Source organism: Thiosocius teredinicola (genome assembly GCF_002009425.1).
GTDB lineage: Bacteria > Pseudomonadota > Gammaproteobacteria > Chromatiales > Chromatiaceae > Thiosocius > Thiosocius teredinicola.
On sequence record NZ_CP019936.1, the window covers coordinates 4,630,113 to 4,654,106 of the forward strand.

Below are 23,994 nucleotides of genomic sequence, written 5' to 3' on the forward strand. Positions count from 1 at the left end.
AACGGCGCTAAATTAATGGTTTAGACAAGATACAAACGAGCTGTAGGGCATGCGATCACAGCGGAGGACGACTGAGACTGGGCAGTTCGAGACCATAACCGAGGGCCACGCGTTCGAATAAGCGGCGCAACGGCGGTATCCGCCCGGCCGCCCCCAGGCCAAGATTGCGCACCGTCGACAACAACATCGATTGATTGCTGAACAGGTGCTTGAACGCATCCATCGTCAACTGCGTTGCCGTGTTGTGGCCTTTGCGCGCGCGTTCGTATGTCCGCAAGGTCGCCAGCGAACCGAGATGGCGATCGTGCTCACGCCCTCGCTGCAGCGCATCGATCAATGCCGCAGCGTCAAGAAACCCAAGATTCACGCCCTGACCCGCCAACGGGTGGATCACGTGCGCTGCATCGCCGACCAGGGCAAGGCCTTTTTGCACGTAGCACTCGGCATGCTGAATACGTAGGGGGAACGCTGCCCGCTCGCCCATCACGCTCATCCGTCCAAGCCGCGACTGCGCAGCTTCGGTCAGCAGCTGATTGAACTCGCTCTCGGGCAGACGACAGAGGCGCTCGGCCTCATCCGGCGTCGTCGACCAGACGATGGATACGAGATCGTCGCGCATCGGCAGCAACGCAAGTGGGCCATTCGCCATGAAGCGTTGCCACGCGGTAGCCGCGTTACCCGATTCCGTGTGCACCGTGGCGACAACGGCGTGCTGATCGTAGGGCTCGCCGCGCGTGTCGATACCCGCCAGCGCGCGCACCTGCGAATTGGCACCATCGGCGCCAGCCACCAATTGCGTCGTCAGGCGATGGCCATCGCTGAGAATCAGCTCGGTTTGGTTGTCATCTGTTTTCAGTACATCGATTGCGCCAGGCGCAATCACGCGCACACCGGCTTCGTCGAAGGTGCGCCACAAGGCGCGCACGATCACCCGGTTCTCAATGATGTGCCCGAGATCTGGCTCGCCGATATCGGCGGCATCGAAATGAATCTCTCCGACGCCGGCCCGATCCCACACATGCATGTGCTCGTACGCGGTTGCCCGGTCATCGGTGATGAACGACCACGCACCCAGATGCTGCAGCAGGTGCTGTGAAGCGCGGGTAATCGCCGACACCCGCAGATCGAAACTCTCGGTGTCCCAACTCATCGCGGGCTTGCGTTTTTCGAGCAGCACTACGGAGAATCCGCGACGTGCAAGCCCGCAGGCAAGCGCGGCGCCGACCATGCCGCCACCGACAACGCAGACATCACAACGATCTTCAGCCAAGTGCCTTTCCTCTCGCCAATCGGGGCTGCCGGCCCGCCATACCCATGGCTGCACGAGCCAGCGAATGCTTGGCACCCGGCACAAACTCCATCGCCAGCAAGCCCAGGTTTCGTCCGACACGCAGCGGCCCTAATGGATTGCTGAACAAGCGCGCCAAGGCATCGGTTGCCAGCGCGACATTGCGTTGTTCGGCCGTCCGCCATTTCACATACGCCGCCAACGCTTCAGTACTCCCGATGTCGTCACCGCGCGCGAAACCCGTATCGATAACCTCGGCCAGCGCGGCGACGTCGCGGATACCGAGATTGAATCCCTGTCCGGCGATCGGATGCAGCGTATGCGCCGCATTGCCGATGATGGCCACTCTACCGCGAACGAACTGACGTGCGCGCAGCAGCGATAGAGCATATGACGCCCGTTTGCCGACGCGTTTGAAGCGACCCAGCCGATGCCCGAATCGGTCCTGAAAACGGCGCAAGAATGCGGTGTCGTCCAGTGCCATGACGTCGTCGACCATGTCGTCCCGCACTGTCCAGACCAGCGCACAACGCCCTTCACTCATCGGCAGCAGCGCGACCGGCCCGGTATCGGTGAACCGCTCGTAGGCCACATTGTTGTGCGCATGCGAAGGCGTAATGTTGGCGACAATCGCAGACTGCCCGTACTGCCAACGCTGTACCGGTATATCCAGCGATTCACGGATCATCGAATCGCCGCCGTCGGCGGCAACCAGCAGTGAACAGGCGAGGGTAGTCACGACACCGTCGCGCTCGATTTCCACCTCGACCGAGTCACCCTGGTCGACGAAGTTCAGCACGCGTGCCGGCGCGACGATATCCAGCGAAGCATCACGCTGCAGCTGGTCGAGCAGAACGCGGCCCAGTTCACGGGCCGTCACCACGTAACCGAGCGCCGGCACGCCTTCATCGGCGGCATGCAGGCGGGTAAAGCCGAAATGCCCACGATCGGAGACATGAATGTCGGTTATTGCCTCGACGCGTGGCTGCAACGACGGCCAGACATCGATGGCCTCAAAGATGCGTCGCGTGCCGTAGGCCAGCGCGATGGCGCGATCATCGTAACTGGGCTGCGAATCCGCACCCGGCACATGCGCTTCAACCAGCGCCATCCGCAGCCCGCGCCGCGCGAGCGCCAGGGCGAGGCTGACACCGACCATGCCGCCGCCGACAATGATCAGGTCATAGCGCGCCGAGTCGCTCACGCCATCAACGCCTCGATTTCGTCGACATGCTTGGGGACATCCTTACTTAGAACGTCCGGCTCGCCCTTGGTGACCAGTACGTCGTCTTCAATGCGGATGCCGATGCCCTGCCACTTTTTTGCGACCCCCTTGGCGCCGTGCGGGATATACAGCCCCGGTTCCACGGTCAGCACCATGCCGGGTTCCAGCTCGCGCCAATGGCCGTCCACCTTGTAGTCACCCACGTCGTGCACGTCCATTCCGAGCCAATGGCCGGTACGGTGCATGTAGAAGCGCGTGTACGACTGGGCCTTAAGGGCCTTGGCCAAGGTGCCGCGCAGCAATCCCAGCTTCAGCAACCCTTTGGTCAGAACGCGCACCGCTGCATCGTGAGGATCGTTCCAGTGATTGCCGGCACGCACCTTGTCGATTGCCGCCAATTGGGCGTCCAATACCAGCTCGTAGAGTGCGCGTTGTGCGTCGCTGAACTGTCCGTTGACCGGGAAAGTACGGGTGATATCCGACGCATAACAATCGAGCTCACAACCTGCGTCAATCAGCACCAGGTCGCCGTCGCGTAGCGCCTCGTTGTTCTCGACGTAGTGCAGAACGCAGGCATTGTTGCCACCGCCCACGATAGACGGATAGGCCAAGCCGTTTGCGCCCTGCATCTGGCACTCATGGTTGAACACCGAAGCGAGCTGGTACTCATGCATGCCCGGCTCACAGCGACGCATGAGCTCACGATGCGCCTGCGCGGACAATTTCGCAGCGCGTCGCATGACCGACGTTTCGGCGCGACTCTTGTAAAGCCGCATGTCGTGAAGGAAATGATCCAGCGCGAGGAATTCGATCGGGCCGTGTACTCCGGCGCGCGCGCGGGAACGTACCTGGCTGACCCAGTCTGAGACGCGCTTGTCGAACGCCGGGTCGCAGCCCATGGCGAAGAAGACGCGCTCGCGCTCTTCGAGCAGCCCCGGCAGGATGTCGTCGAGGTCGGTGATCGGAAACGCATCGTCGGCGCCGTAGTCGTCAACCGCGCCCTCCAAACCGGCGCGTCGCCCATCCCACAGCTCTTTCGTCGGATCTTTTTCGCGGCAGAACAGTATGTATTCGCCATGCGCCCGACCGGGTACGAGCACCATGACCGCTTCGGGTTCGGCGAACCCGGTCAGGTAGTAGAAGTCACTGTCCGGTCGGAACGGGTGGTGCACATCCCGATTGCGGATGGTTTCCGCAGCGGTCGGCAATATCGCCACGCTGCCGGGCCCCATCATGCGCATCAGCTGACGGCGGCGGCGCTTGAACTCATTCTGGTTCACGCTGACTTGTCTCCCTTGAGTTCGTCACGGATCAACATGACGCCGACGCGCAGATATTCTTCGATCTCGATCAAGGCTGACTGATCTTCGCTGCTGTTGTCGACATTGTCGGTATCGAGCCGGGTGATCTCGGTGAGATCACGCAACAGTTCCTGGGCCTGTGGCGACAGACGCTGGGTCAGCGATTCGCCGCCCAGTCCGATACCGTACAGAAAGCCCTGACACCAGCCACGCACGGCCTGCAGGCGCGAAACGCTGACCTCAATGCCTTCAGGCAGGAACAGTGACAGGTGCATGGAATGCCCCGAGTCACCGACGAACACGGCGGCGAAAACGCGGTCCAGCAGGGTGCGACATTCGGCTGCAAGCACGTCGTTGGGATCGAGATCGGCATACAACTCTTTTTGCCAGAGCTGCAACGGGTTGGCGACGCCGCCGATATACAGGCCCAGCGCCAGCCCTTGGGTTTCGGCGGGGGCTTGCGGCATGCCGCAACGCTGCATGGCGGCGGCTACCGCGGTGTATTCGGGTGCGGTTTCTTCGGAGGGAACTACCATCGGATCAAGTCACAGTTTATCGAGCCGCCAACCATCGTATCATGCGCCGCCATTGACCCGGCTGAGCCTGCGAAACTATAGTCCACAAAGCTATGAGCAATAACGATAAACAAGGCATCCAGGAACAGGACCTGCGCGCACTCGAAGTGCGCGTGGAAGAACTGATTCGCGCCTGTACCCATCTCAAGGATGAGAATAAAACGCTTCGTGCTCGTGAGCAGGAGTTGCTCGTGGAGCGCGATAAGCTGGCCAACAAGAACGACCAGGCCAAGACACGTGTCGAAGACATGATCAGCCGGCTGAAAAAGCTGGAGGATGAAGCGTGAGCAAACCCGCCGAACCCATTGCGGTCAGCATCCTCGGCAAAGACTATCGCATCGCGTGTGAACCGGGCGACGAAGACGAATTGATCGGCGCGGCACGGTTTCTCGATGCACGCATGCGCGAGGTACGAGGTTCAGGAAAGGTTATCGGAACCGATCGAATCGCGGTCATGGTCGCGTTGAACCTCGCCCACGAACTCCTGAAGGAAAAATCCGAGCAGGATTCTGCTGCCAGTTCTGCCAACAAGCGCATACGTTCGTTGCGCGAGCGCATCGAAATCGCACTCAACGACAGCACACAGCTGGAACTCTAGAGCGTTTGCGTTTAGCCTGTAATCAGGCATTCCCTGCGGTGCTCGACAGCTGGCCCGATGTTCCCTTGAGCCTATGCTTACGCACCCCGGGACCGAGCCTCGGACGCCAGTGTGCATGTCCGCCTTGTAGCGGAAAGCCTGAGGCGCCGCTTCGGTCCCACTTGAACCTCACGGTTCAAGGATAACGGCAAGTACCGGCACAGGTGGGGAATGCCGCTTTCTCTGCGCGATGAGCAATCCGAAACCCCTACGTCAAACCTTGAAACGCGCTCGGCGTGAGCTCACAGACGCTGCACGTGCAAGCGCACAGGCGCGCGTCATCGAACGTATCGCGCGCTATCGCCCGTTTCTCAAAGCTCGCCGCATCGCCTTCTATGTCGGTTCAAACGGGGAAATCGACCCGATGCCCCTGGCGCAGATCGCAGCCGCGCTGGGCAAACACTGCTTTCTGCCTGTGCTGCACCCTTTCCAGCAAGGTCGGCTGTGGTTTGCGCGATGGACACCCGACACAGCGATGATGCCGAATCGATTCGGCATACCTGAACCTGACCCACGCACAACTGTCGTTCTACCCGCGCGTGATCTCGACCTCGTTATCGTGCCTCTGCTCGGTTTCGATACGCAGTGCCACCGACTCGGCATGGGTGGCGGATTCTACGATCGCACATTCGCTTTTCGCCGACGTCGTTCACATCTGCAACGTCCGCACCTCGCTGGCGTTGCATTCGATCTCCAACGAGTCGCTCAGATCGAACAGCAACCCTGGGACGTTAAACTCGACGCAGTTTTCACTGAACAACGCGTTTACGCATAGGCAGTTCGCAGCCATCAGCAGGCGTTGAAAGCTGCGCTTTTAAGCCTTTTGCGCAGTTACGAAGCACGATTTCGAAATTTTTTTTGCGTTGATTTCTTGGCAACGAAATACAAGCTGCGTAGCGTTCACGTTGAATGCGAAATCGCGTTTCGCCCCGTATACATCGTGTGAACGCAACTTCAGTTGCAAAAACAAATCACAAATTTTCGCTAAAGCCTTGAAAGCAAACGTCGATAACGCCGTTGACAAACTAGTATTTTCGTTTTCCTTGTTTATACTCAAGCCATGGTCTATGGCACCTGTTCAACCGGAGGGGGTTTATGGCAGTCAAGAAGAAGTCATCGGCAAAGAAGAAAGCGGTAGCTAAGAAAGCTTCCGTTTCCAGGAAGAAGGTCGCTGCGAAGAAGAAAGCAGCACCAAAGAAGAAGGCAGCTGCTAAGAAGAAAAAAGTAGCCGCCAAGAAGAAGGCAACCTCTAAGAAGAAAGCCACTTCGAGAAGAAAGGCGACTTCGAAGAAGAAAGCCACTTCAAAGAAGAAGGCAACTTCAAAGAAGAAGGCCGCTTCAAAGAAGAAGGCAACTTCGAAGAAGAAAGCCGCTTCAAAGAAGAAGGCAACTTCAAAGAAGAAGGCCGCTGCTAAAAAGAAAAAAGCAGCACCTAAAAAGAAAAAGGCTACCGCTAAGAAAAAAGCGAAAGCCAGGCCACGTAAGGTCACGCCTCGCAAGAAGCGTTGATCGTTTAACTGCAAAGAAAAGCCCGACCTGCAGGTCGGGCTTTTCTCTACCGCTTCCGCACTAAGCTATTGTGCGGACAGGGTTTTTTGTTCTTCAGCCGCCCTTGGCGAACAGTCGATAGGCGATGTTCTCGGACTCATCGCTGTACGCGTATCCACTCTCTTCCATATACGCCCTGAAACTCTTCACCGACCCTGCGTCAAGCTGCAAACCGACCAGAACACGCCCATAGGCGGCACCGTGGTTGCGGTAGTGGAACAAGCTGATATTCCACCCCCGTGATAGCCCCTTGAGAAAATCCAGCAGCGCACCCGGCCGCTCAGGAAACTCGAAGCGGAAGAGCTTTTCGTTTGTCGCTTGCGGCGCATGGCCACCGACCATGTATCGGATATGCAGTTTGGCTGTTTCGTTGTCGGTCAGGTCAGCAACCTCGAACCCCTTCTCAGCCAACTGATCCTTGAGCTCTATCCGTTCAGCGTTGCCGTTGCGCAACTCTACGCCGCAAAAGACCTGGGCATCCTGATCATCTGAAAAACGGTAATTGAACTCCGTGATGCTGCGTTTACCCAAGGCTCTGCAGAACGCGAGAAAGCTGCCGGGTTTTTCGGGTATCCGCACCGCGAACAACGCTTCACGCTGTTCACCGACTTCTGCACGCTCTGCGATATGCCGCAAACGGTCGAAGTTGACGTTGGCACCACTGAGTATGCCCACCAATGTCTGCTCTTTGGCTTTCTCGCGAGCGATGTACTTCTTGATACCCGCCACCGCAAGCGCTCCGGCAGGCTCGGCAACACTCCGCGTATCGTCGAAGATATCCTTGATCGCCGCACAGATCTCATCGGTGGTAACCAAAATCACCTCATCGACAACCTTGCGCGCGACGCGAAATGTTTCCTTGCCGATCTGGCGCACTGCGACACCATCAGCGAACAGCCCTACTCGGGGCAACACGACACGGCGACCGGCAGCCATGGCTCGCTCCAGCGTCGGGGAATCCTCCGGCTCGACGCCGATGACTTTTATCTCCGGCCGTACGTGCTTGATGTAAGCAGCAACACCGGCGATCAGGCCACCGCCTCCGACGGGCACAAACACCGCATCGATGGGGTCTGCGTGTTGTCGCAAGATCTCCATACCGATCGTGCCTTGGCCTGCAATCACATCCGGATCGTCGAAGGGATGAATGAAGGTCAAACCTTTGGCTTCGACCAGCTTCATCGCGTGCGCGAAGGCATCGTCATAAGAATCGCCCTGCAGCACGGCCTTGCCACCAAGGCGACGTACGGTTTCGACCTTGATGCCCGGCGTAGTCACCGGCATAACGATGGTAGTTGCAACACCGAGCCGCTTTCCGGCAAGAGCGACACCTTGTGCATGATTGCCGGCTGAAGCAGCCACGACGCCTGCAGCACGTTGCTCATGCGTCAGCTGATAGATCTTGTTGTAGGCGCCGCGCAACTTGAAAGAGAAAACCTGCTGCTCGTCTTCGCGCTTGAGCAACACCCTGTTGCTTGTTCGCGATGACAGCCGCGCAGCTGTTTCCAGCGGCGACTCGACCGCGACATCATAGACGCGAGCCCGCAGGATCTTTTCAACGTAGTTGCGTGACATACCAGCTCTCTCAAATTGAATCGACAAATTTCCGCGTTACGCCGGAACCCGCAATACTCCGGACCGGCCTCTTCGCCATGCGCGCCAACAACCGGCTTGCAACATCGAGCGCTTACCCGGCAGGCGAAAACATCAATCGTATCAGCATTGCCTGCAACTCTGCCTGAAGTATGTACCGTCGACTTGGAGAACAGCGCAGGCCGCTGTTGTTCCGACCGCACGATGCGTACGCGCACCCGGATTGATGCGCCGGAGTCGGCCGGCTGGCCTGCGTGCAGGCATCGGTGATACCTTCTGCGCCATCAGAAAACTCACGGGCGAAGACCCGACCAAGCAGAGGGCAGATATGAACGCAGACGAAATGAAACGACAGGCGGCGCAAGCTGCGATCGAGTACCTGCCGGAAGGCGGCATCATCGGTGTCGGCACCGGCTCGACCGTCAACCATTTTATAGACGCCTTCGCAGACGTGAAGGGCCGGTTCGATGGTGCCGTTTCCAGCTCTGAGGCATCCACAGAGCGCATGAAGAAGCTCGGCATACCCGTACTCGACCTGAACGCTACCGGCGGCTTGGAGGTTTACGTCGACGGCGCAGATGAATCGAATCGCCAGCTACACCTGATCAAGGGGGGTGGCGGCGCGCTTACGCGAGAAAAGATCGTCGCGGCGGCCAGCAAGAAGTTTGTCTGCATCGCGGACGAGTCAAAGCTTGTCGACGTACTGGGCAAGTTCCCATTGCCGGTCGAAGTTATCCCGATGGCACGCAGCTACGTCGCACGCGAACTGGTCAAACTCGGCGGCAGCCCGGTGTGGCGTGAGAACTTCGTCACCGACAACGGCAACCTCATACTCGACGTACATGATCTCGAGATCATGGAGCCGGTGAAACTGGAAACCCAGATCAATCAGCTGGCCGGCGTCGTAACCGTCGGGATATTTGCTCACCGCCCGGCGGACGTGCTGATTCTCGGAACGCCCGAAGGTCCCAAAGTAGTCAAACCTTGACCTCGGGCTTAGCAACAGCCGCGGTTCAGCCAGCACGCTGTGCTGGCTACGCACAATAAAAAACGGGGCCCGAAGGCCCCGTTTTTGATCACGAGAATCTAATCGTTCGATTAGAAGCTGTGGATCATACCGAGCGAGAAGACGTCCTGGTCGCCGTCGTCGCCACCGCTAACCTCAACTTCATTGGTAGCGTATGCAGCGTAGACTTTGGTGCGCTTGCTGAAGTTGTGCTCAGCAGCCAGACCCCAGCCAGTGGTCTCTTCATCACCAGCACTGCCGCCGCCGACGTCAAATTCAGAATCGGTGTACACCAAGCTCAGAGCGTTGTTACCAAAGGTGAACTTGCCGGTTACAGCCCAAGCGGTGTAATCGACGACATCAGCCAAATCGCTGTCTTCGTACTGCGCACCGATGCTGAAGTTGTTGAAGGTGTAGCTTGCACCAACCTGGAATACGGTGGTGTCATCAGCATTTGCCTTACCCTGGTCACCCGAGTAGTCGGTGTAGCCAACGCTGGCTTTCAGACCGTTGCCTGAGTACATCAGGCCTGCGGACCAGTGGTCAGCCAGACCGTCGGCACCACCGGTACCGGTACCGGTAGCGACGCCGTCGTCTTCACCCGGAACGATCGCAACCGCAGCGGTGAAACCGCTGAAGTTCGGGGTTACGTAAGCAATTGCGTCATCGACGCGTGCTTCGTGGAAGACACCGATCGGAGCGCCGCCAGAGATGTCCCAGCTAGCGTTCGAACGGTTCAGGTCGATGATCGAGTCACCCAGACGCTCGTTACCAGCAGCGTAGAAAGCCAGTTTCTGCGGGGTGTCATGACGACCAACCAGGAAGGTACCCCAGTCGCCAGCGAGGCCAACGAAGGTGTTACGGCCGTTGTTGATACCGCTGTTGTCGTCAACGTCGATACCGAATTCGAACTGATAGATAGCCTTCAGGCCGTTACCCAGATCTTCCGAACCCTTGAAACCAAGGCGCGAAGAACGGCTGTTGACTTCGTAGTTGTCTTTTTCAGCCGGAGCAAGAACGCTGGAGGTGGCCTCGTAGTCGATAGCGTCGACCGAGACGTGGGCTTTACCGTAAACGACTGCGTCAGCGAAAGCAGCCGGGGCAGCAGCGCAAGCAGCGACGATGGCTGCAGACAGAAGCTTTTTGTTCATTGAGAACTCCCGTAAATAGGTTTTGGTTTAAAGAAAAGCTGTGCGAGGAGAATAGTAGTGTTTCCCATACCACAGCGCAAGCACTTTTTTGCAAAAAATCCACACTTTGTTGTTTTGTTGCAAAAACCCAACATCCCTGATTAAAGCAAGCCTCTGAATGCGCAATATTTTTCTTTTTACAAAAGCAACTTAGAGCGCACACCTAATCTGGTGTCGAATTTCTGTCAGATTTGATTTTTTTGTACTCTGACGCTGAAAGACGCGAAAAGAGTGACCACAATCGCTTCAGCGTGACAATTGTGCAGCAGATGGGGGAGATATGGCTGGGGCGGTAGGGATCGAACCTACAACCTACGGAGTCAGAGTCCGTCGCTCTGCCAATTGAGCTACGCCCCAAAAAAGAAAAGGCACGAAATGCCTGGAAGACGCGGGATCGCCCCTTCGACACGATATTTCGGTCGCGGGAGAAGGCGATATCTCTTGATTTCGCCCAGGAACTAAAACACGAGCAGCCAGAAAGGTGCTGCTGGGCAAGCCGGCAGCACCAATCGGCAGCGATTAACGCTTCGAGTACTGCGGACGCTTGCGCGCTTTGTGTAGGCCGACCTTCTTACGCTCGACCATACGCGCGTCGCGGGTCAGGAACCCTGCGCGACGAAGCGGCACGCGCATATTCTCGTCGTGTTCGACCAGCGCCCGTGCGATGCCATGGCGAATTGCACCAGCCTGTCCAGTCGTACCACCACCGATAACGGTGACGTTGATGTCGAGCTTGTCGGCCATTTCAGTCACGACCAGAGGCTGGCGAACAACCATGCGAGCCGTTTCACGGCCGAAGAACTTGTCGAGCGGGCGGCCATTGACGGTGATTGCACCGTTACCGTGACTCAAAAAGACGCGGGCCGTTGAAGTCTTGCGGCGGCCGGTTCCGTAATTCATCTGCTGTGCCATGTTCTATTCCGATCTCAGATTTCCAACGGCTTGGGCTGCTGCGCCTGATGAGTATGCTCGGGTCCGGCAAAGATCCGAAGCTTCTTCATCATCGCGCGACCCAGCGGGTTGCGAGGCAACATGCCGCGAACGGCCGTTTCGATGACGCGCTCCGGTGCTTTCTGCAGCTGCTTTTCAAGACTGATCGACTTCAAGTTACCGATATAGCCGGTGTGATGATGGTACATCTTGTCTTTCAGCTTATTACCCGTAACGGCCACTTTTTCAGCGTTGATCACCACGATGTAATCGCCGGTATCGATGTGCGGCGTGAAAATCGGCTTGTGCTTACCTTTCAGGCGACGTGCAATTTCTGACGCCAGGCGCCCAAGCGTTTTGCCGTCTGCATCAACCAATAACCATTCCCGGCGGACTTCTGCGGGCTTAGCGCTGACCGTGGTGTTCATTTCATTCTGCTCCAAACAAGGAGTGCAAGTGTGTCACGAAAGGGCGCGAATCTTACCGGGGAACAAAATAATTCGCAAGCATTTTGGGGCAGTTAGCGCTGTACTCGAGCTCGCCGAACGAATGCCAGATCACGATCTGCGCCGCCAGCCATCGCCGCCACCCGTTAGAAAAGCAATAACACTAACATTTACAAGCAGATAGGATTGCTCACAAATTCTGTCGATATGAAAAAAAAAGCGCGACAGGGGGTGTCGCGCTTTCCAAAGTAACCACCAAAGGAGGATGGAGGAGAACTGATCCTTTCGAATCAGTATGTGCAGATATTCTGATATTCCGTGCTGTTTGTCAACCCCTGTTCAGACCTTCAGTGTGCGACCGTTCACGACTTTCAATCCTGGTCAATTCTGAGGCGGTCGACCACTTGGCCGCCGATCAGGTGCTTTTCGATGATCTCGTCGAGATCCGAGTTGTCGACATAGGTGTACCACGTTTCTTCGGGATAGATGACGATCACCGGCCCCGATTCGCAGCGATCCAGGCAGCCGGCGTTATTGATGCGCACCTTGCCCTGACCAGCAATACCCAGTTCCTTGCAACGCTGTTTGACGTAAGCGCGCGCATCAGTGGCACCGCATTGGTTGCAACACTGTCGACCGTCATCCCGCTGGTTGGTACAAAAGAACACATGGTGCGAAAAATAACTCATACAACGACCCGTCCACGGCATGGCGTAAAGCCTCATTATATAGGCCATGTATCCAACGGATGACCAAACAGCCGCCAAGGCGAAACTCGATCGCTGCGTAAAATGTGGGATGTGCCTGCCGGAATGTCCGACTTACCGTCTTAGCAGTGACGAGAATGAATCTCCGCGTGGCCGGCTGGCGTTGATTGAAGGCCTGGCGGATGGTCGCCTGAAACCGGATGCCGCCGTTCGCCGCCATCTCGATAACTGCCTCACGTGTCGGCGTTGCGAAGCCGTTTGCCCGTCAGGCGTCGAGTACGGCAGTCTCGTTGAGTACGCTCGGGCTGAGTTGGCTCCAGGCAAGCCGCGTCGTTGGCTGAAGTTACTGCAAGAACCGCGGTTGATGCGCTGGGCTGGTCAGGCCGCCCAGCTGCTCCCGTTAACGCTATCCAAACCACTAGGGCCATTGCATCGGCTCCATCTGCTCGGGAACAGTCTAGCCGGGGGAGGGCGCCCCCCACGCCCCGGGCACCTTGACGCAACCTCGCGGCCGATTAAGGGCCGGGTAGGGCTGTTTCTCGGCTGCGCGACGTCGGCAAAGCAAGGAACTGCATTGAACGCTGCAGTCCTGCTACTTCGGTATTGTGGCTTCGATGTGGAAATCCCGGCAGACCAGGGTTGTTGTGGCGCCTTGGCGCAACATGCCGGCGATGTCACCACCGCGAAACGCCAGGCCGAGGCATTTCAGCGCGCGTTCCCCCGCGGACTCGATGCGGTGATCTCCATTGCCAGCGGATGCGGTGTGCATATCGAGGGCCACGCAAGCCCAATCCAACTTCCGCATCGGGACATCTGTGAATTTTTGCTCACCGAGTCCGAACTGACGGCTGACGATTTCCGTCCTCTGGATGTTGCCGTTCTGGCGCATACCCCTTGCACCATGGCGAACGTTTACAAAGGTGGAAACTGGTCGCAGGCACTACTTTCGAAGATTCCCGGTGTTTCCGTTGAGCCGCTAGGTGTTGCAGGCCACTGTTGCGGCAGCGCCGGAGACTACATGCTGCGTCACCCGGCGACCGCCGACATCCTACGCAGGCCGTTGCTGGATCAGGCGCTAGCGCACCCCACCGCGCCGATCACCACGACCAATATTGGTTGCGCGATGCATATCTCTGCAGGCCTGCTCGAACGCGGTGTGCGACGGGAAGTCCTTCATCCCGTCGAATTACTGGCACGCCAGCTGGCCGATCGCTCGATGTGAAACGAAGGAAGGCGTAAGGGGCTTTCCTTCGTGAATTGCGGTTAAATACGGTTACCAGCTGGTCACTATTTCGGATCCGTCATGCAACCGCGAAATTATTCACCCGCCGACACGTTGATGATGAACATCGATCAAGCCATGCGTACCCTGTTCGGCCGTCCGCAAGTTACGGAACGAACAAACCCTGCAGGCGACATTCCAGATACGGAACTGACCGAGCAGGAGCGCGATCACATTGCACGCTTGATGCGAATCAACCATACAGGAGAAGTCTGTGCGCAAGCCCTCTATCAGGGCCAGGCACTAACAGCGCGCGACCCCGAGGTGCGCAGGAGCATGGAACGTTCAGCGGCAGAAGAAAACGACCATCTGGATTGGTGTGAGCAACGGGTAGAGCAATTGGGTGGACGCCTTAGCGTGCTCAACCCGATCTGGTATGCAGGCTCATTCGCGATCGGCGCTGCGGCCGGGCTAGCCGGTGACAAATGGAGCTTGGGATTCGTCGCCGAAACAGAGAAACAGGTAGAAGGGCATCTGGATGAACACCTCAACCAGGTACCTCAGCACGACGCCAGAACGCGGGTGATTCTCGAACAGATGAAAGCCGACGAGATCGTGCATGGCGAAAAGGCGCGGGCACACGGGGGAGTAAGCCTGCCGCAGCCAATCAAGGCATTGATGAAAGTAACGGCCAAGATCATGACGAAGTCGGTGTACCGGCTCTAGCAAACCCGGCATCCGGGAGCAGCATTGAAGGAATCCCTACTTGTGGAGGAGGTCTCGACCGCTTGACCTCAGCCCTCCAGCACGAAACAGTTGCTGTACCTATGTCTGGTCCAGAGCATCAAAAAGCGGCTTGAGGTGTTTCGCATACGGCGTCCAGCGGCTAACCGAACTCTGGTAGATCGGCTGTCGCACCTGCCATTTACTCGCTGTGTCGACCTTGCGCTCCTGGTCGTAATAACTGAGCATCCGTTCGTCCCAACCGATGCCGACAAAATCGGCCAGTTCGCGCGCCTTGGTCGGCAGATCGGCGACAAGGTCTTCGTATTGAAGGGTGTACACCGGATTCGGCACCACCTTCAACCAGTGCGCCATCAGGCGTTCATACAAACGAAAGAAGTGACCCAGGCTTTTCAGATCGGTTGCGTAGTCGTGAAACTCGCTGAAATCCTGAAAATATATCGACAGAAGATTGTCACGCGGATCGCGTTTGACGTGAATGATCGGGGCCTTGGGGAATAGCATGCCAAACACCCCGAGCTGTTCGAAATTGTGCGGAAGCTTGTTCGTGACTTTCGTCTCGCCACGCTGTGTCAGCGCCTGCATCTTCTCCAGGTAGATCTCTGCATGCCTCGCGGTTTCGTCGCAGGTCACCGCTGAACACCGATCGAGACCGGCTCGCGGGTCTGGAAACTCCAGGCCCGCCGAGCTGCACAGCTTGGAGACGTAACCATATTCGCCCGCACCGAATACATTTGGGTGCGAACTGATGATCTGCTCGGTAAGCGTCGTACCGGACCGCGGCATACCGACAATCAACACCGGCAGACGCGAGTCCGATCCACATGTTGCACGCTGCTCAAAAAAGTCCGATGTGAAGGTACTTTCGACGCTCGCAACCCATTGAGCGTACGCCTCGCGATCGAACCTGTTTCCGCGTAGCCGGTTTCCCAGTCGGTAATACCGGAATGACTCGTCATACTGCTTGGTGTACCGGTAGTGATTACCCAGGGAGAACCCGATCCGGCGACGCGTCTCGGAATCGACGGACTTGTCGTCAGCCAGTTTGCGCAATTTCGCCACATCGCCATCGGTGAGTTTGCGGCCGGGAGCGATCAAGAGCGCTGCGAATGCACCGGCATGATCTGGTTCGAGTTCGAGCACCCGATGCAAGCAACGTTCTTGCGCTGTAAAATCGCCGATGAACGTGAATTGACGCGCGACGTCGTACAAATACACCGCCTTGTCACCCGCCTTCGCAGTTGCACTGTCGAGCAATGCCCTCGCTTGGTCAATCTCGCCGAGCGCCGCATGAACACGCGCCACGGCTATGTCAACGGCGATATTGTCGTAGCCCTGAGCATCAGCCTTACGCAATGCCTCAGCGGCACGATCATATTCGCCTGTCTGCAATAACAAATCGCCGAACTCAAACCACATGTCCGGCGCTTCGGATTGTCTTTCGAGTGCTCGATGATAGTAGCTCTCAGCAAGTGACGACTGCCCCAGCCCGCGATACACGTTGCCGATCTGGAAGAGCAGTCGGGGCTCGGGCGCCTGAACCAGCTCTTCAACCTTCCGCACGGCCGCCGCGGCCTTCTGCGGCTCTTTCAGTTCCATATTGCAAATCGCCAGATTCAGGTGGACTTGCGGGTCATCCGGCTTCAATCGAGCGGCTTGTGAAAAGGCAGCTTCAGCTTCATCGTGCTGTTTTTTCCTGACGAAAACAATTCCGAGGTTGGTATACGCATCGGCATTGCGCGGTTCGAGCCGAATCGCTGCGCGTAGACTCTGCAGGGCCCCATCCAGGTCGTTCTCGGCAAACAAGGCTGCAGCCAAACTGTAATGATAAAGCCCGATCTTGGGCGCGACTTTTATTGCCCGACGGATGAGGCGCTTGCTCTCGTCCTTGTTGCCGGTTTGTAGAGAGACCTGACCGGCAAGATGCAGAAGATCCGGGTGATTCGGCGCAACGGAAAGACCTTGGCCAACCGAAATTGCGGCAGCTTGCAAATTGCCTTTGCTCAACAATTGAGCCACGTTGCTCGCGATAACTGAGGCCTGCCGTTGGGCCACATCGTCTGTCGAGGCTCTTCTTGCTTTTGCTGTCGCTGGCGGCTTAGTGCGTTTCCGACTCATCGCTGTTGATCATCATTGACCCGCCCTGTGCAGGGCACTAAAGCAACCGCGCCTAGGTCGAGTGATACTGCCGACTTTTCTCATGCACCGCCTGGATCATCGCTGCTGCATGCTCTGGGGGGATTGCCGGATGAATTCCGTGACCAAGATTGAACACATGGCCGGTTCCTTCACCGTAGCTCGCAAGGATCTCTGCGACAGCGCGTTCGATAGCCTCGGGTGAAGCATACAGGGTGCAGGGATCAAGATTGCCCTGAAGCGCGACGCGGCCGCCAACACGTGCGCGCGCCTCGCCGATATCTGTCGTCCAGTCCAGACCCAGCGCGTCGCACCCGGTGTCTGCCATCCATTCCAGCCACTGTCCGCCACCTTTGGTGAACAATATCACGGGTACACGCCGACCATCTGCCTCACGGGTCAGGCCGTCAACGATCCGCTGCATGTAGGCCAGGGAGAATGCGCGATAGTCCTTTGGGGTCAGCGTGCCGCCCCAGGTGTCGAAGATCATCAGCGCCTGGGCGCCGGCCGCTACCTGAGCATTGAGATAGGCGGTGACGGCATCGGCGAGTTTCTCGAGCAGCAGATGCATCGATGCCGGATCATCGAACATCATGCCCTTCGAGCGTGAGAAGGTTTTGGTGCTGCCGCCTTCGACCATGTAGGTCGCGAGCGTCCAGGGACTACCGGAGAACCCGATCAGCGGGACGCGGCCGTCGAGCTCGTGCCGGATGGTGCGCACCGCGTCCATCACGTAACGCAACTCCTGTTCCGGATCGGGAACGCCGAGTGCGGCGATCGCCGCCTTGTCGCGCACAGGGCGCTCGAAACGCGGCCCTTCGCCTTCGCTGAAATACAGACCCAGGCCCATGGCGTCAGGCACGGTAAGGATGTCCGAAAACAGGATCGCCGCATCCAAGGGGAACCTGTCCAGAGGCTGCAGCGTGACTTCGCAGGCGAGTTCGGGGTTCATGCACAGGGCCATGAAATTACCCGCCTTTTCGCGAGTCGCGCGGTATTCCGGCAGATACCGACCGGCCTGCCGCATCATCCACACGGGCGTCATGTCGACGGGTTGGCGCAGCAGCGCACGCAGAAAACGGTCGTTCTTAAGTTCGGTCATGGTGTTCCTTGTGGGTACCCCATCGATACCCGCGTTGGGTCAGCGCACCTTCAGACGCAGATATGTCGGTGCGCACACCCGGCATGATATCAGGTGCGCCGATGACGCACCGACCGACTCACCGCGGCAGCGACGTAACGCCCATCAGGTATTCATCGACGGCGCGGGCGCACTGCCGGCCTTCACGAATCGCCCAGACAACCAGTGATTGGCCACGACGCATATCGCCGGCGGCGAATACTCCGTCAATCGACGTCTTGTAGGCGTCGGCGCCTTCGGTGCTGCCCTGAACATTGCCCCGACCGTCCAGCTCAACCGCCAGGTCGGTCAACAGCCCTTCGTGCACCGGATGTACGAAACCCATCGCCAGGGTCACGAGGTCGGCCTTCAGCTCAAACTCCGAACCTTCGACCTCTGACATCTGCCAGCGCCCCTGCTCGTCTTTGTCCCAGCGGACCAGGGCGCACTTGAGCGCCCGCAGATTGCCATCGTCGTCGCCGAGGAACTCCTTGGTCGTGACATTCCAAAGCCGTTCACAGCCTTCTTCCTGCGAGGACGAGGTGCGCAGCTTGTTTGGCCAATCCGGCCAGGTAAGGCCTTTGTCTTCTTTTTCCGGCGGCTTGTCGAGAATCTCGATCTGCGTAACCGATGCCGCGCCATGGCGATTCGAGGTGCCGATGCAGTCCGAGCCGGTATCGCCACCACCGATGACCACAACATGCTTGCCGGCGGCGCTGATCAGTTGCTGTTCGGCGCCCGGTACCTGCTGAACCACCTTGCTGTTGGCGCGCAGGAAATCCATCGCGAAGTGCACGCCGTTGAGATCACGGCCCGGCACCGGTAGATCACGCGGCTTTTCCGATCCGCCGGCGAGCACGACGGCGTCGAAATCATCCAGCAGGCGTTGTGTCGGAAAATCCGGACCACCCACGTGCGTGTTGACGTGGAACTTGACGCCCTCGGCCTTCATCTGGCCCATGCGGCGCTTGATAACCTGCTTTGCCAGTTTGAAATCCGGTATGCCATAACGCAGCAAGCCACCGACGCCATCTTGCTTCTCATAAACCGATACCGTGTGACCGGCGCGCGCCAGCTGCTGGCCCGCGGCCATACCGGCCGGCCCTGAGCCTACGACGGCAACACGTTTGCCGGTCTTGTGGGCAGCGATCTGCGGCTGGATCCAACCTTCGGCCCATGCCTTTTCAACGATCGACAGCTCGATATTCTTGATCGTTACCGGCGAATCTTCGATGTTCAGGGTGCACGATGCTTCGCACGGCGCCGGACAGATACGCCCCGTGAACTCCGGAAAGTTGTTCGTCGAGTGCAATACTTCGATGGCTGACCGCCAGTCGCTCTGATAGACCAGGTCATTCCAGTCGGGAATCAGGTTGTCGACCGGACAGCCTTCATGGCAGAACGGTATCCCGCAGTCCATGCAGCGCGCGCCCTGCTGGCTGACCTGCTCTTCCGACAGCGGAATCGTGAACTCATCATAGTGGGTGAGTCGGTCTGCGACCGGCGCATAACTGCGGTCAAGTCGGGCGATTTCTTTGAACCCTGTTGGCTTACCCATTGTTCAAACACTCACTTGCAATCAGGCCAACGCCCTTTTGCGCAAATCTTAGAAATTATGTTGGGCGGCCACCGGCAATGGCAGCCGCCCGGATTGGTTTATGCGGCCGTTTTCGCCTTTTCCTGCTGGGCCTGGATTTCTGCCAGGGCACGACGGTATTCAACCGGCATGACCTTCTTGAACTTCGGCAACCAGTTATCCCAGTCCGTCAGGATGCGTTCGGCAACAACTGACCCGGTGTACCCGTGATGCGCCTGAATCAACTGACGCAAACGGATGGCATCGAAGCGGGTCATGTCATGCGATACATCGACCCGGCCGTGCGATTCCAGATCGCCACCCTGGTGGGCCAGCGATTCGAGCGCGTCGTCTTCTTCGGCGATCGGTTCGAGCTCGACCTGGGCCAGGTTGCAGCGCTGCATAAAGGTTTCGTCTTCATCAAGCACGTAGGCAATTCCACCCGACATGCCGGCGGCAAAGTTGCGGCCGGTCGGACCGAGTACAACGACGACCCCGCCGGTCATATATTCGCAGCCGTGGTCACCGACGCCTTCAACGACGGCCGTAACGCCCGAGTTGCGCACCGCGAAACGCTCGCCGGCCACGCCCCGGAAATAACACTCCCCGGTGATGCCGCCATACAACACGGTGTTGCCGACGATGATGTTTTCTTCGGCTTTCTCGATCTTCGACTCGGGCGGCGGGTAGATGATGAGCTTTCCGCCCGACAAACCCTTGCCGACGTAGTCGTTGCCCTCACCGGCAAGTTCGATCGTCACGCCGCGAGCGACCCAGGCACCGAACGATTGGCCGGCGGTACCCTTGGCGTTGATCTTGATCGTGTCATCCGGCAGACCGGCAAAGCCATATTTTTCAGCCACGCGACCGGACAGTAGCGTACCGAACGTACGGTTGACGTTCTGAATATCGATATCGATTTCGACCTTCTCACCGTTCTCGAGCGCCGGCTTGGCGAGTTCGATCAATTTATTGTCGAGCGCCTTGTCGATGCCGTGATCCTGCGTATCCGACCAGTAGACCTTGTCGTCTTCGACCGCAACCGGCTTGGCCAGCAGACGGCTGTAGTCCAGACCGTGTGCCTTCCAGTGGTTGATGGCACGCCGCATATCGAGACGGTCCATCTGGCCGACCATGTCGTTGAAGGTACGGAAACCGAGCTTCGACATCAGCTGGCGCACCTCTTCGGCAACGAAGAAGAAGTAGTTGATGACGTGTTCTGGCTTGCCGTTGAAACGCTTGCGCAATTCCGGGTCCTGCGTGGCCACACCCACCGGGCAGGTATTGAGGTGGCACTTGCGCATCATGATGCAGCCTTCGGCGATCAAAGGCGCAGTGGCAAAACCGATTTCGTCCGCACCCAACAGGGCGGCAACAACCACGTCGCGTCCTGTGCGCATACCGCCATCAGCCTGCACCGCGATGCGGCTGCGCAAACGGTTCATGACGAGCGTTTGGTGAGTCTCGGCGAGGCCGATTTCCCACGGAGAGCCGGCATGCTTGATCGAGGTCAGCGGTGACGCGCCGGTTCCGCCGTCATAGCCGGCGATCGTCACATGGTCGGCGTGTGCCTTGGAGACACCCGCAGCGACGGTGCCGACGCCAACTTCGGAAACCAGTTTGACCGAGATACGCGCCTGCGGATTGACGTTTTTCAGGTCGTGGATCAGCTGCGCCAGATCCTCGATCGAATAGATGTCGTGATGTGGCGGCGGCGAGATCAGGCCAACACCCGGTGTGGAATGGCGTACACGCGCGATCTGCTGATTGACCTTATGACCCGGCAGCTGACCGCCTTCGCCCGGCTTTGCACCCTGCGCCATCTTGATCTGAATATCGTCGGCATTGACCAGGTACTCAGTGGTCACGCCAAAACGGCCGGACGCGACCTGTTTGATCGCCGAGCGCTCCGGGTTCATCGAGCCGTCCGCCAGCGGGTTGAAACGTTCGGGTTCTTCACCGCCTTCACCGGTGTTCGATTTGCCGCCGATGGCGTTCATCGCCTTTGCCAGGGTTGAATGTGCCTCGTAGGAAATCGAGCCGAACGACATCGCCCCCGTTGCAAAACGTTTGACGATCTCTTTGGCCGATTCGACTTCGTCGAGCGGTACCGGATCTTTGGCGAACTTGAATTCGAACAGCCCGCGCAAGGTCATCAACGACTCGCTCTGTTCGTTGACGATGCGCGAAAACTCATCGTAGGTCTTGGCGTTGTTGCCGCGCACCGCGTGCTGCAGCTTGGCGATCGTCGCCGGCGTCCAGATATGGTTTTCACCCCGCAGGCGGAAGGCGTAATCGCCGCCCACATCGAGATGCCGACGATAGATCTGCGCGCTGCCGAACGCGTCGCGATGCCACCGCACGGCCTCTGCCGCCACTTCGGTCAGACCGATTCCCTCAATGGTGGTCGAAGTGCCGGTGAAGTACTCATCGACGAATTCAGTGGACAGGCCCACAGCATCGAAGATCTGCGCACCACAGTACGACTGGTAGGTCGAGATACCCATCTTCGACATGACCTTCAGCAGGCCTTTGCCGACCGCTTTGACATAGCGGTAGCGCGCCTCTTCGAGGGTCGGGACATCTTCCTTCTTCAGACCCGGTGCATCGCTCAACGACGGCAGGATCGCCTGAATGGTGTCGAACGCGAGGTAAGGGTTGATCGCCTCGGCGCCGTAGCCGGCCAGGGTTGCGAAGTGGTGGACTTCGATCGCCGCACCGGTTTCCACGACCAGACCCGAATCGGTCCGCAGACCATGGCGGATCAGGTGGTGATGAACCGCCGACGTCGCCAGCAGCGCAGGGATGGCAATGTTGTCGGCGTCAACCGGGCGGTCGGACAGGATCAGGATGTTGAAACCATCGCGTACCGCCTGCTCGGCGCTGTGACACAACAGTTCGAGCGCGCCCGCCATGCCGGCTTCGCCGTCGGCGGCCGGGAAGGTGATGCGCAGCGTCTTGGTGCGGAAGGCGCCGCCGGAACCGTCTTCGATGTTGCGAATCCGCTCCAGGTCCTCGTTGGTCAGTACCGGCTGGCTGACCTCCAAACGCATGTTCTCGCCGCCCGAGTGCAGCCCCAACAGGTTGGGGCGCGGCCCGATCAACGACACCAACGACATCACGATCTCTTCACGAATCGGATCGATCGGCGGGTTGGTCACCTGGGCAAACAGCTGCTTGAAGTAGTTGGCCAAGGGCTTGGGCTTGTTGGACAGCACGGCGGGCGGGTTGTCCGCACCCATCGAGCCGATCGCCTCCTGACCAGTCAAGACCATCGGAGTCAGCAGAAACTTGATGTCTTCCTGCGTGTAGCCGAACGCCTGCTGGCGATCGAGCAGGGTCTCGGGGTCGGGCGACATGGCGCCCACCACCTCGGGCAGGTCGTGCAGGTCGATCTGGGTTTGTTCCAGCCATTGCTGGTACGGCTTGGCCTTGGAGAGGCCGGCCTTGATCTCTGCATCATCGATGATGCGACCTTCTTCCATGTCGATCAGGAACATCTTGCCCGGCTGCAGACGCCATTTCTTGACGATCTTTTCCTCCGGGATCTGCAGTACACCCATCTCCGAGCCCATCACCACGAGGTCGTCATCGGTGACGAGATAGCGTGCCGGACGCAGACCGTTGCGGTCGAGCGTGGCGCCGATCTGACGGCCGTCGGTGAAAGCAACAGCGGCAGGCCCGTCCCAGGGCTCCATCAGAGCCGCGTGGTACTCGTAAAAGGCGCTGCGATCGGCATCCATCAATGGGTTGCCTGCCCACGCCTCGGGAATCAGCATCATCATGGCGTGCGCCAGCGAGTAGCCGCCGGCCACCAGCAGTTCGAGCGCATTGTCGAAGCACGCCGAGTCTGATTGCCCTTCGGGGATCAGCGGCCAGATTTTTTCCAGGTCGTCACCGAGGATATCGGACGCCATCGACGCGCGCCGCGCCGCCATCCAGTTGACGTTGCCGCGCAGGGTGTTGATCTCACCATTGTGCGCAATCATGCGGAACGGGTGGGCGAGGTCCCAGGTCGGGAAGGTATTCGTGGAAAAGCGCTGGTGCACCAGCGCCAGGGCCGACACCATCCGCTCGTCGTTCAGATCCTGGTAGTACTCGCCGACCTGGCCGGCCAGCAGCATGCCTTTGTAGACAAGGGTGCGCGAGGAAAACGACGTGAAATAGAATGAATTCTTGGTATCCGAAGCCGCATCACGGATGCGGTGTTCGATCTGCTTGCGGATGACGAACAGCTTGCGCTCGAAGGCTTCCTGGTCGGCGCAGTCTTCGCCGCGGCCGACGAACACCTGGCGAATGCACGGCTCGGTCGGCAGAACGCTGTAGCCGAGCCCGCTATTGTCCACCGGCACATCGCGCCAGCCAAGCAGGCGCTGACCTTCAAACGCCACATAGCCTTCAACCGCCTTTTGCGCTTCATCGCGGCCGCGCTCGTCCGCCGGCAGAAACAGCATACCTACCGCATACTCGCCTTCCGGCGGCAGGTCGAAATCTACGACCGCGCGAAAAAACGCATCGGGTATCTGCAGCAACAGGCCCGCACCGTCGCCCGCACGTGGGTCGGCACCCACTGCACCGCGGTGATGCAGACGCTCAAGAATCGTCAGGCCTTGACGAACTATTTCATGGCGCTTCTCACCCTTGATATGCGCGACAAAGCCGACGCCACAGGCGTCGTGTTCGTTTGCCGGGTCGTAGAGACCCTGTTTCGGCGGCAGGGCACCGTAACTCATCGCATACCTCTTCTTAA

20 protein-coding genes, 1 tRNA gene and 1 other RNA gene are annotated in these 23,994 nt (G+C 58.5%); 8 read left to right on the forward strand and 14 right to left on the reverse strand.

From position 1 onward, the window contains the following. Positions 1–55: 55 nt before the first annotated feature. Genes B1781_RS21905 through B1781_RS21920 form a run of 4 tightly spaced genes read right to left on the reverse strand, consistent with a single transcriptional unit; the run spans position 56 to position 4,350 of the window. On the reverse strand, positions 56–1,270 hold the full coding sequence (locus tag B1781_RS21905) for a UbiH/UbiF/VisC/COQ6 family ubiquinone biosynthesis hydroxylase (RefSeq protein WP_334223821.1): 1,215 nt from the start codon (positions 1,268–1,270) through the stop codon (positions 56–58). After that, positions 1,263–2,492: a 2-octaprenyl-6-methoxyphenyl hydroxylase gene (gene ubiH, locus B1781_RS21910; RefSeq protein ID WP_334223822.1), complete on the reverse strand. Its 1,230-nt coding sequence runs from the start codon at positions 2,490–2,492 to the stop codon at positions 1,263–1,265. Before ubiH ends, B1781_RS21905 begins: the two co-directional genes overlap by 8 nt. Next, the gene (pepP, locus tag B1781_RS21915) at positions 2,489–3,793 is read right to left on the reverse strand and encodes a Xaa-Pro aminopeptidase (RefSeq protein WP_078121722.1); all 1,305 of its coding nucleotides are present in this window, start codon (positions 3,791–3,793) and stop codon (positions 2,489–2,491) included. Before pepP ends, ubiH begins: the two co-directional genes overlap by 4 nt. Continuing rightward, entirely contained in the window at positions 3,790–4,350 is a 561-nt protein-coding gene (locus tag B1781_RS21920; protein WP_078121723.1) for a UPF0149 family protein, read from the reverse strand. Before B1781_RS21920 ends, pepP begins: the two co-directional genes overlap by 4 nt. A 92-nt stretch (positions 4,351–4,442) precedes the next feature. Between B1781_RS21920 and B1781_RS21925 the strand changes: the two genes are divergently transcribed. The 5 genes from B1781_RS21925 to B1781_RS21945 all read left to right on the forward strand — a co-directional run bounded on the left by B1781_RS21925 (position 4,443) and on the right by B1781_RS21945 (position 6,535). Further along, the gene (locus tag B1781_RS21925) at positions 4,443–4,676 is read left to right on the forward strand and encodes a TIGR02449 family protein (protein ID WP_078121724.1); all 234 of its coding nucleotides are present in this window, start codon (positions 4,443–4,445) and stop codon (positions 4,674–4,676) included. Continuing rightward, positions 4,673–4,987 carry a cell division protein ZapA gene (locus B1781_RS21930; protein ID WP_078121725.1) on the forward strand — a complete coding sequence of 105 codons (315 nt, stop codon included), beginning with the start codon at positions 4,673–4,675 and terminating at the stop codon, positions 4,985–4,987. Before B1781_RS21925 ends, B1781_RS21930 begins: the two co-directional genes overlap by 4 nt. A gap of 27 nt (positions 4,988–5,014) precedes the next feature. Beyond that, a non-coding RNA gene (gene ssrS, locus B1781_RS21935) (6S RNA) lies at positions 5,015–5,201 on the forward strand. A 15-nt stretch (positions 5,202–5,216) separates the two neighbouring features. Next, the gene (locus tag B1781_RS21940) at positions 5,217–5,801 is read left to right on the forward strand and encodes a 5-formyltetrahydrofolate cyclo-ligase (RefSeq protein WP_078121726.1); all 585 of its coding nucleotides are present in this window, start codon (positions 5,217–5,219) and stop codon (positions 5,799–5,801) included. Between the two features lie 320 nt (positions 5,802–6,121). After that, a complete protein-coding gene (locus B1781_RS21945) occupies positions 6,122–6,535 on the forward strand; it encodes a hypothetical protein (RefSeq protein ID WP_078121727.1) in 414 nt (137 codons plus the stop codon). Positions 6,536–6,628: 93 nt separating this feature from the next. Here B1781_RS21945 and ilvA read toward each other — a convergent pair whose 3' ends face one another. Next, a complete protein-coding gene (gene ilvA / locus B1781_RS21950; protein WP_078121728.1) occupies positions 6,629–8,149 on the reverse strand; it encodes a threonine ammonia-lyase, biosynthetic in 1,521 nt (506 codons plus the stop codon). 346 nt (positions 8,150–8,495) lie between these two features. On the opposite strand from ilvA, the gene rpiA reads away from it, so the two are divergent. Then, complete coding sequence (gene rpiA, locus B1781_RS21955) at positions 8,496–9,155, forward strand: ribose-5-phosphate isomerase RpiA (protein ID WP_078122188.1); 660 nt, start codon at positions 8,496–8,498, stop codon at positions 9,153–9,155. A 110-nt stretch (positions 9,156–9,265) separates the two neighbouring features. Here the strand turns inward: rpiA and B1781_RS21960 are convergent, their stop codons facing one another. The 5 genes from B1781_RS21960 to B1781_RS21980 form a co-directional block, all read right to left on the reverse strand. Then, the gene (locus tag B1781_RS21960; protein WP_078121729.1) at positions 9,266–10,324 is read right to left on the reverse strand and encodes a porin; all 1,059 of its coding nucleotides are present in this window, start codon (positions 10,322–10,324) and stop codon (positions 9,266–9,268) included. 320 nt (positions 10,325–10,644) lie between these two features. Next, positions 10,645–10,720, reverse strand: a tRNA-Gln gene (locus B1781_RS21965). A 162-nt stretch (positions 10,721–10,882) separates the two neighbouring features. Then, positions 10,883–11,275 (reverse strand): 30S ribosomal protein S9, encoded by a 393-nt coding sequence (gene rpsI, locus B1781_RS21970; RefSeq protein WP_078121730.1) that lies wholly within the window; start codon positions 11,273–11,275, stop codon positions 10,883–10,885. Between the two features lie 14 nt (positions 11,276–11,289). Further along, a complete protein-coding gene (gene rplM / locus B1781_RS21975) occupies positions 11,290–11,721 on the reverse strand; it encodes a 50S ribosomal protein L13 (RefSeq protein ID WP_078122189.1) in 432 nt (143 codons plus the stop codon). Positions 11,722–12,110: 389 nt separating this feature from the next. Further along, positions 12,111–12,428, reverse strand: coding sequence for a (2Fe-2S) ferredoxin domain-containing protein (locus B1781_RS21980; RefSeq protein ID WP_078121731.1), 318 nt, complete (start codon positions 12,426–12,428; stop codon positions 12,111–12,113). 46 nt (positions 12,429–12,474) lie between these two features. On the opposite strand from B1781_RS21980, the gene B1781_RS21985 reads away from it, so the two are divergent. Together B1781_RS21985 and coq7 are read left to right on the forward strand one after the other, a co-directional pair. Beyond that, positions 12,475–13,668, forward strand: a complete 1,194-nt coding sequence (locus B1781_RS21985; RefSeq protein ID WP_078121732.1) for a (Fe-S)-binding protein — start codon at positions 12,475–12,477, stop codon at positions 13,666–13,668. 81 nt (positions 13,669–13,749) lie between these two features. Then, on the forward strand, positions 13,750–14,394 hold the full coding sequence (coq7, locus tag B1781_RS21990) for a 2-polyprenyl-3-methyl-6-methoxy-1,4-benzoquinone monooxygenase (RefSeq protein WP_078121733.1): 645 nt from the start codon (positions 13,750–13,752) through the stop codon (positions 14,392–14,394). 99 nt (positions 14,395–14,493) lie between these two features. Here coq7 and B1781_RS21995 read toward each other — a convergent pair whose 3' ends face one another. The 4 genes from B1781_RS21995 to gltB form a co-directional block, all read right to left on the reverse strand. Next, entirely contained in the window at positions 14,494–16,431 is a 1,938-nt protein-coding gene (locus tag B1781_RS21995; RefSeq protein ID WP_164513508.1) for a tetratricopeptide repeat-containing sulfotransferase family protein, read from the reverse strand. A 151-nt stretch (positions 16,432–16,582) separates the two neighbouring features. Next, complete coding sequence (hemE, locus tag B1781_RS22000) at positions 16,583–17,650, reverse strand: uroporphyrinogen decarboxylase (protein WP_078121735.1); 1,068 nt, start codon at positions 17,648–17,650, stop codon at positions 16,583–16,585. Between the two features lie 118 nt (positions 17,651–17,768). Then, positions 17,769–19,226: a glutamate synthase subunit beta gene (locus B1781_RS22005; protein ID WP_078121736.1), complete on the reverse strand. Its 1,458-nt coding sequence runs from the start codon at positions 19,224–19,226 to the stop codon at positions 17,769–17,771. A gap of 98 nt (positions 19,227–19,324) precedes the next feature. Then, positions 19,325–23,977: a glutamate synthase large subunit gene (gene gltB / locus B1781_RS22010; RefSeq protein WP_078121737.1), complete on the reverse strand. Its 4,653-nt coding sequence runs from the start codon at positions 23,975–23,977 to the stop codon at positions 19,325–19,327. Positions 23,978–23,994: the final 17 nt, after the last annotated feature.

What these genes read in the sequence shown, in the direction of transcription:
- B1781_RS21920 (WP_078121723.1), bottom strand. Translation starts at nt 4,350, where the DNA reads ATGGTAGTTCCCTCCGAAGAAACCGCACCCGAATACACCGCGGTAGCC.
- B1781_RS21925 (WP_078121724.1), top strand. Translation starts at nt 4,443, where the DNA reads ATGAGCAATAACGATAAACAAGGCATCCAGGAACAGGACCTGCGCGCA.
- B1781_RS21940 (WP_078121726.1), top strand. Translation starts at nt 5,217, where the DNA reads ATGAGCAATCCGAAACCCCTACGTCAAACCTTGAAACGCGCTCGGCGT.
- B1781_RS21945 (WP_078121727.1), top strand. Translation starts at nt 6,122, where the DNA reads ATGGCAGTCAAGAAGAAGTCATCGGCAAAGAAGAAAGCGGTAGCTAAG.
- ilvA (WP_078121728.1), bottom strand. Translation starts at nt 8,149, where the DNA reads ATGTCACGCAACTACGTTGAAAAGATCCTGCGGGCTCGCGTCTATGAT.
- rpiA (WP_078122188.1), top strand. Translation starts at nt 8,496, where the DNA reads ATGAACGCAGACGAAATGAAACGACAGGCGGCGCAAGCTGCGATCGAG.
- B1781_RS21960 (WP_078121729.1), bottom strand. Translation starts at nt 10,324, where the DNA reads ATGAACAAAAAGCTTCTGTCTGCAGCCATCGTCGCTGCTTGCGCTGCT.
- rpsI (WP_078121730.1), bottom strand. Translation starts at nt 11,275, where the DNA reads ATGGCACAGCAGATGAATTACGGAACCGGCCGCCGCAAGACTTCAACG.
- rplM (WP_078122189.1), bottom strand. Translation starts at nt 11,721, where the DNA reads ATGAACACCACGGTCAGCGCTAAGCCCGCAGAAGTCCGCCGGGAATGG.
- B1781_RS21980 (WP_078121731.1), bottom strand. Translation starts at nt 12,428, where the DNA reads ATGAGTTATTTTTCGCACCATGTGTTCTTTTGTACCAACCAGCGGGAT.
- B1781_RS21985 (WP_078121732.1), top strand. Translation starts at nt 12,475, where the DNA reads ATGTATCCAACGGATGACCAAACAGCCGCCAAGGCGAAACTCGATCGC.
- coq7 (WP_078121733.1), top strand. Translation starts at nt 13,750, where the DNA reads ATGCAACCGCGAAATTATTCACCCGCCGACACGTTGATGATGAACATC.
- hemE (WP_078121735.1), bottom strand. Translation starts at nt 17,650, where the DNA reads ATGACCGAACTTAAGAACGACCGTTTTCTGCGTGCGCTGCTGCGCCAA.
- B1781_RS22005 (WP_078121736.1), bottom strand. Translation starts at nt 19,226, where the DNA reads ATGGGTAAGCCAACAGGGTTCAAAGAAATCGCCCGACTTGACCGCAGT.
- gltB (WP_078121737.1), bottom strand. Translation starts at nt 23,977, where the DNA reads ATGAGTTACGGTGCCCTGCCGCCGAAACAGGGTCTCTACGACCCGGCA.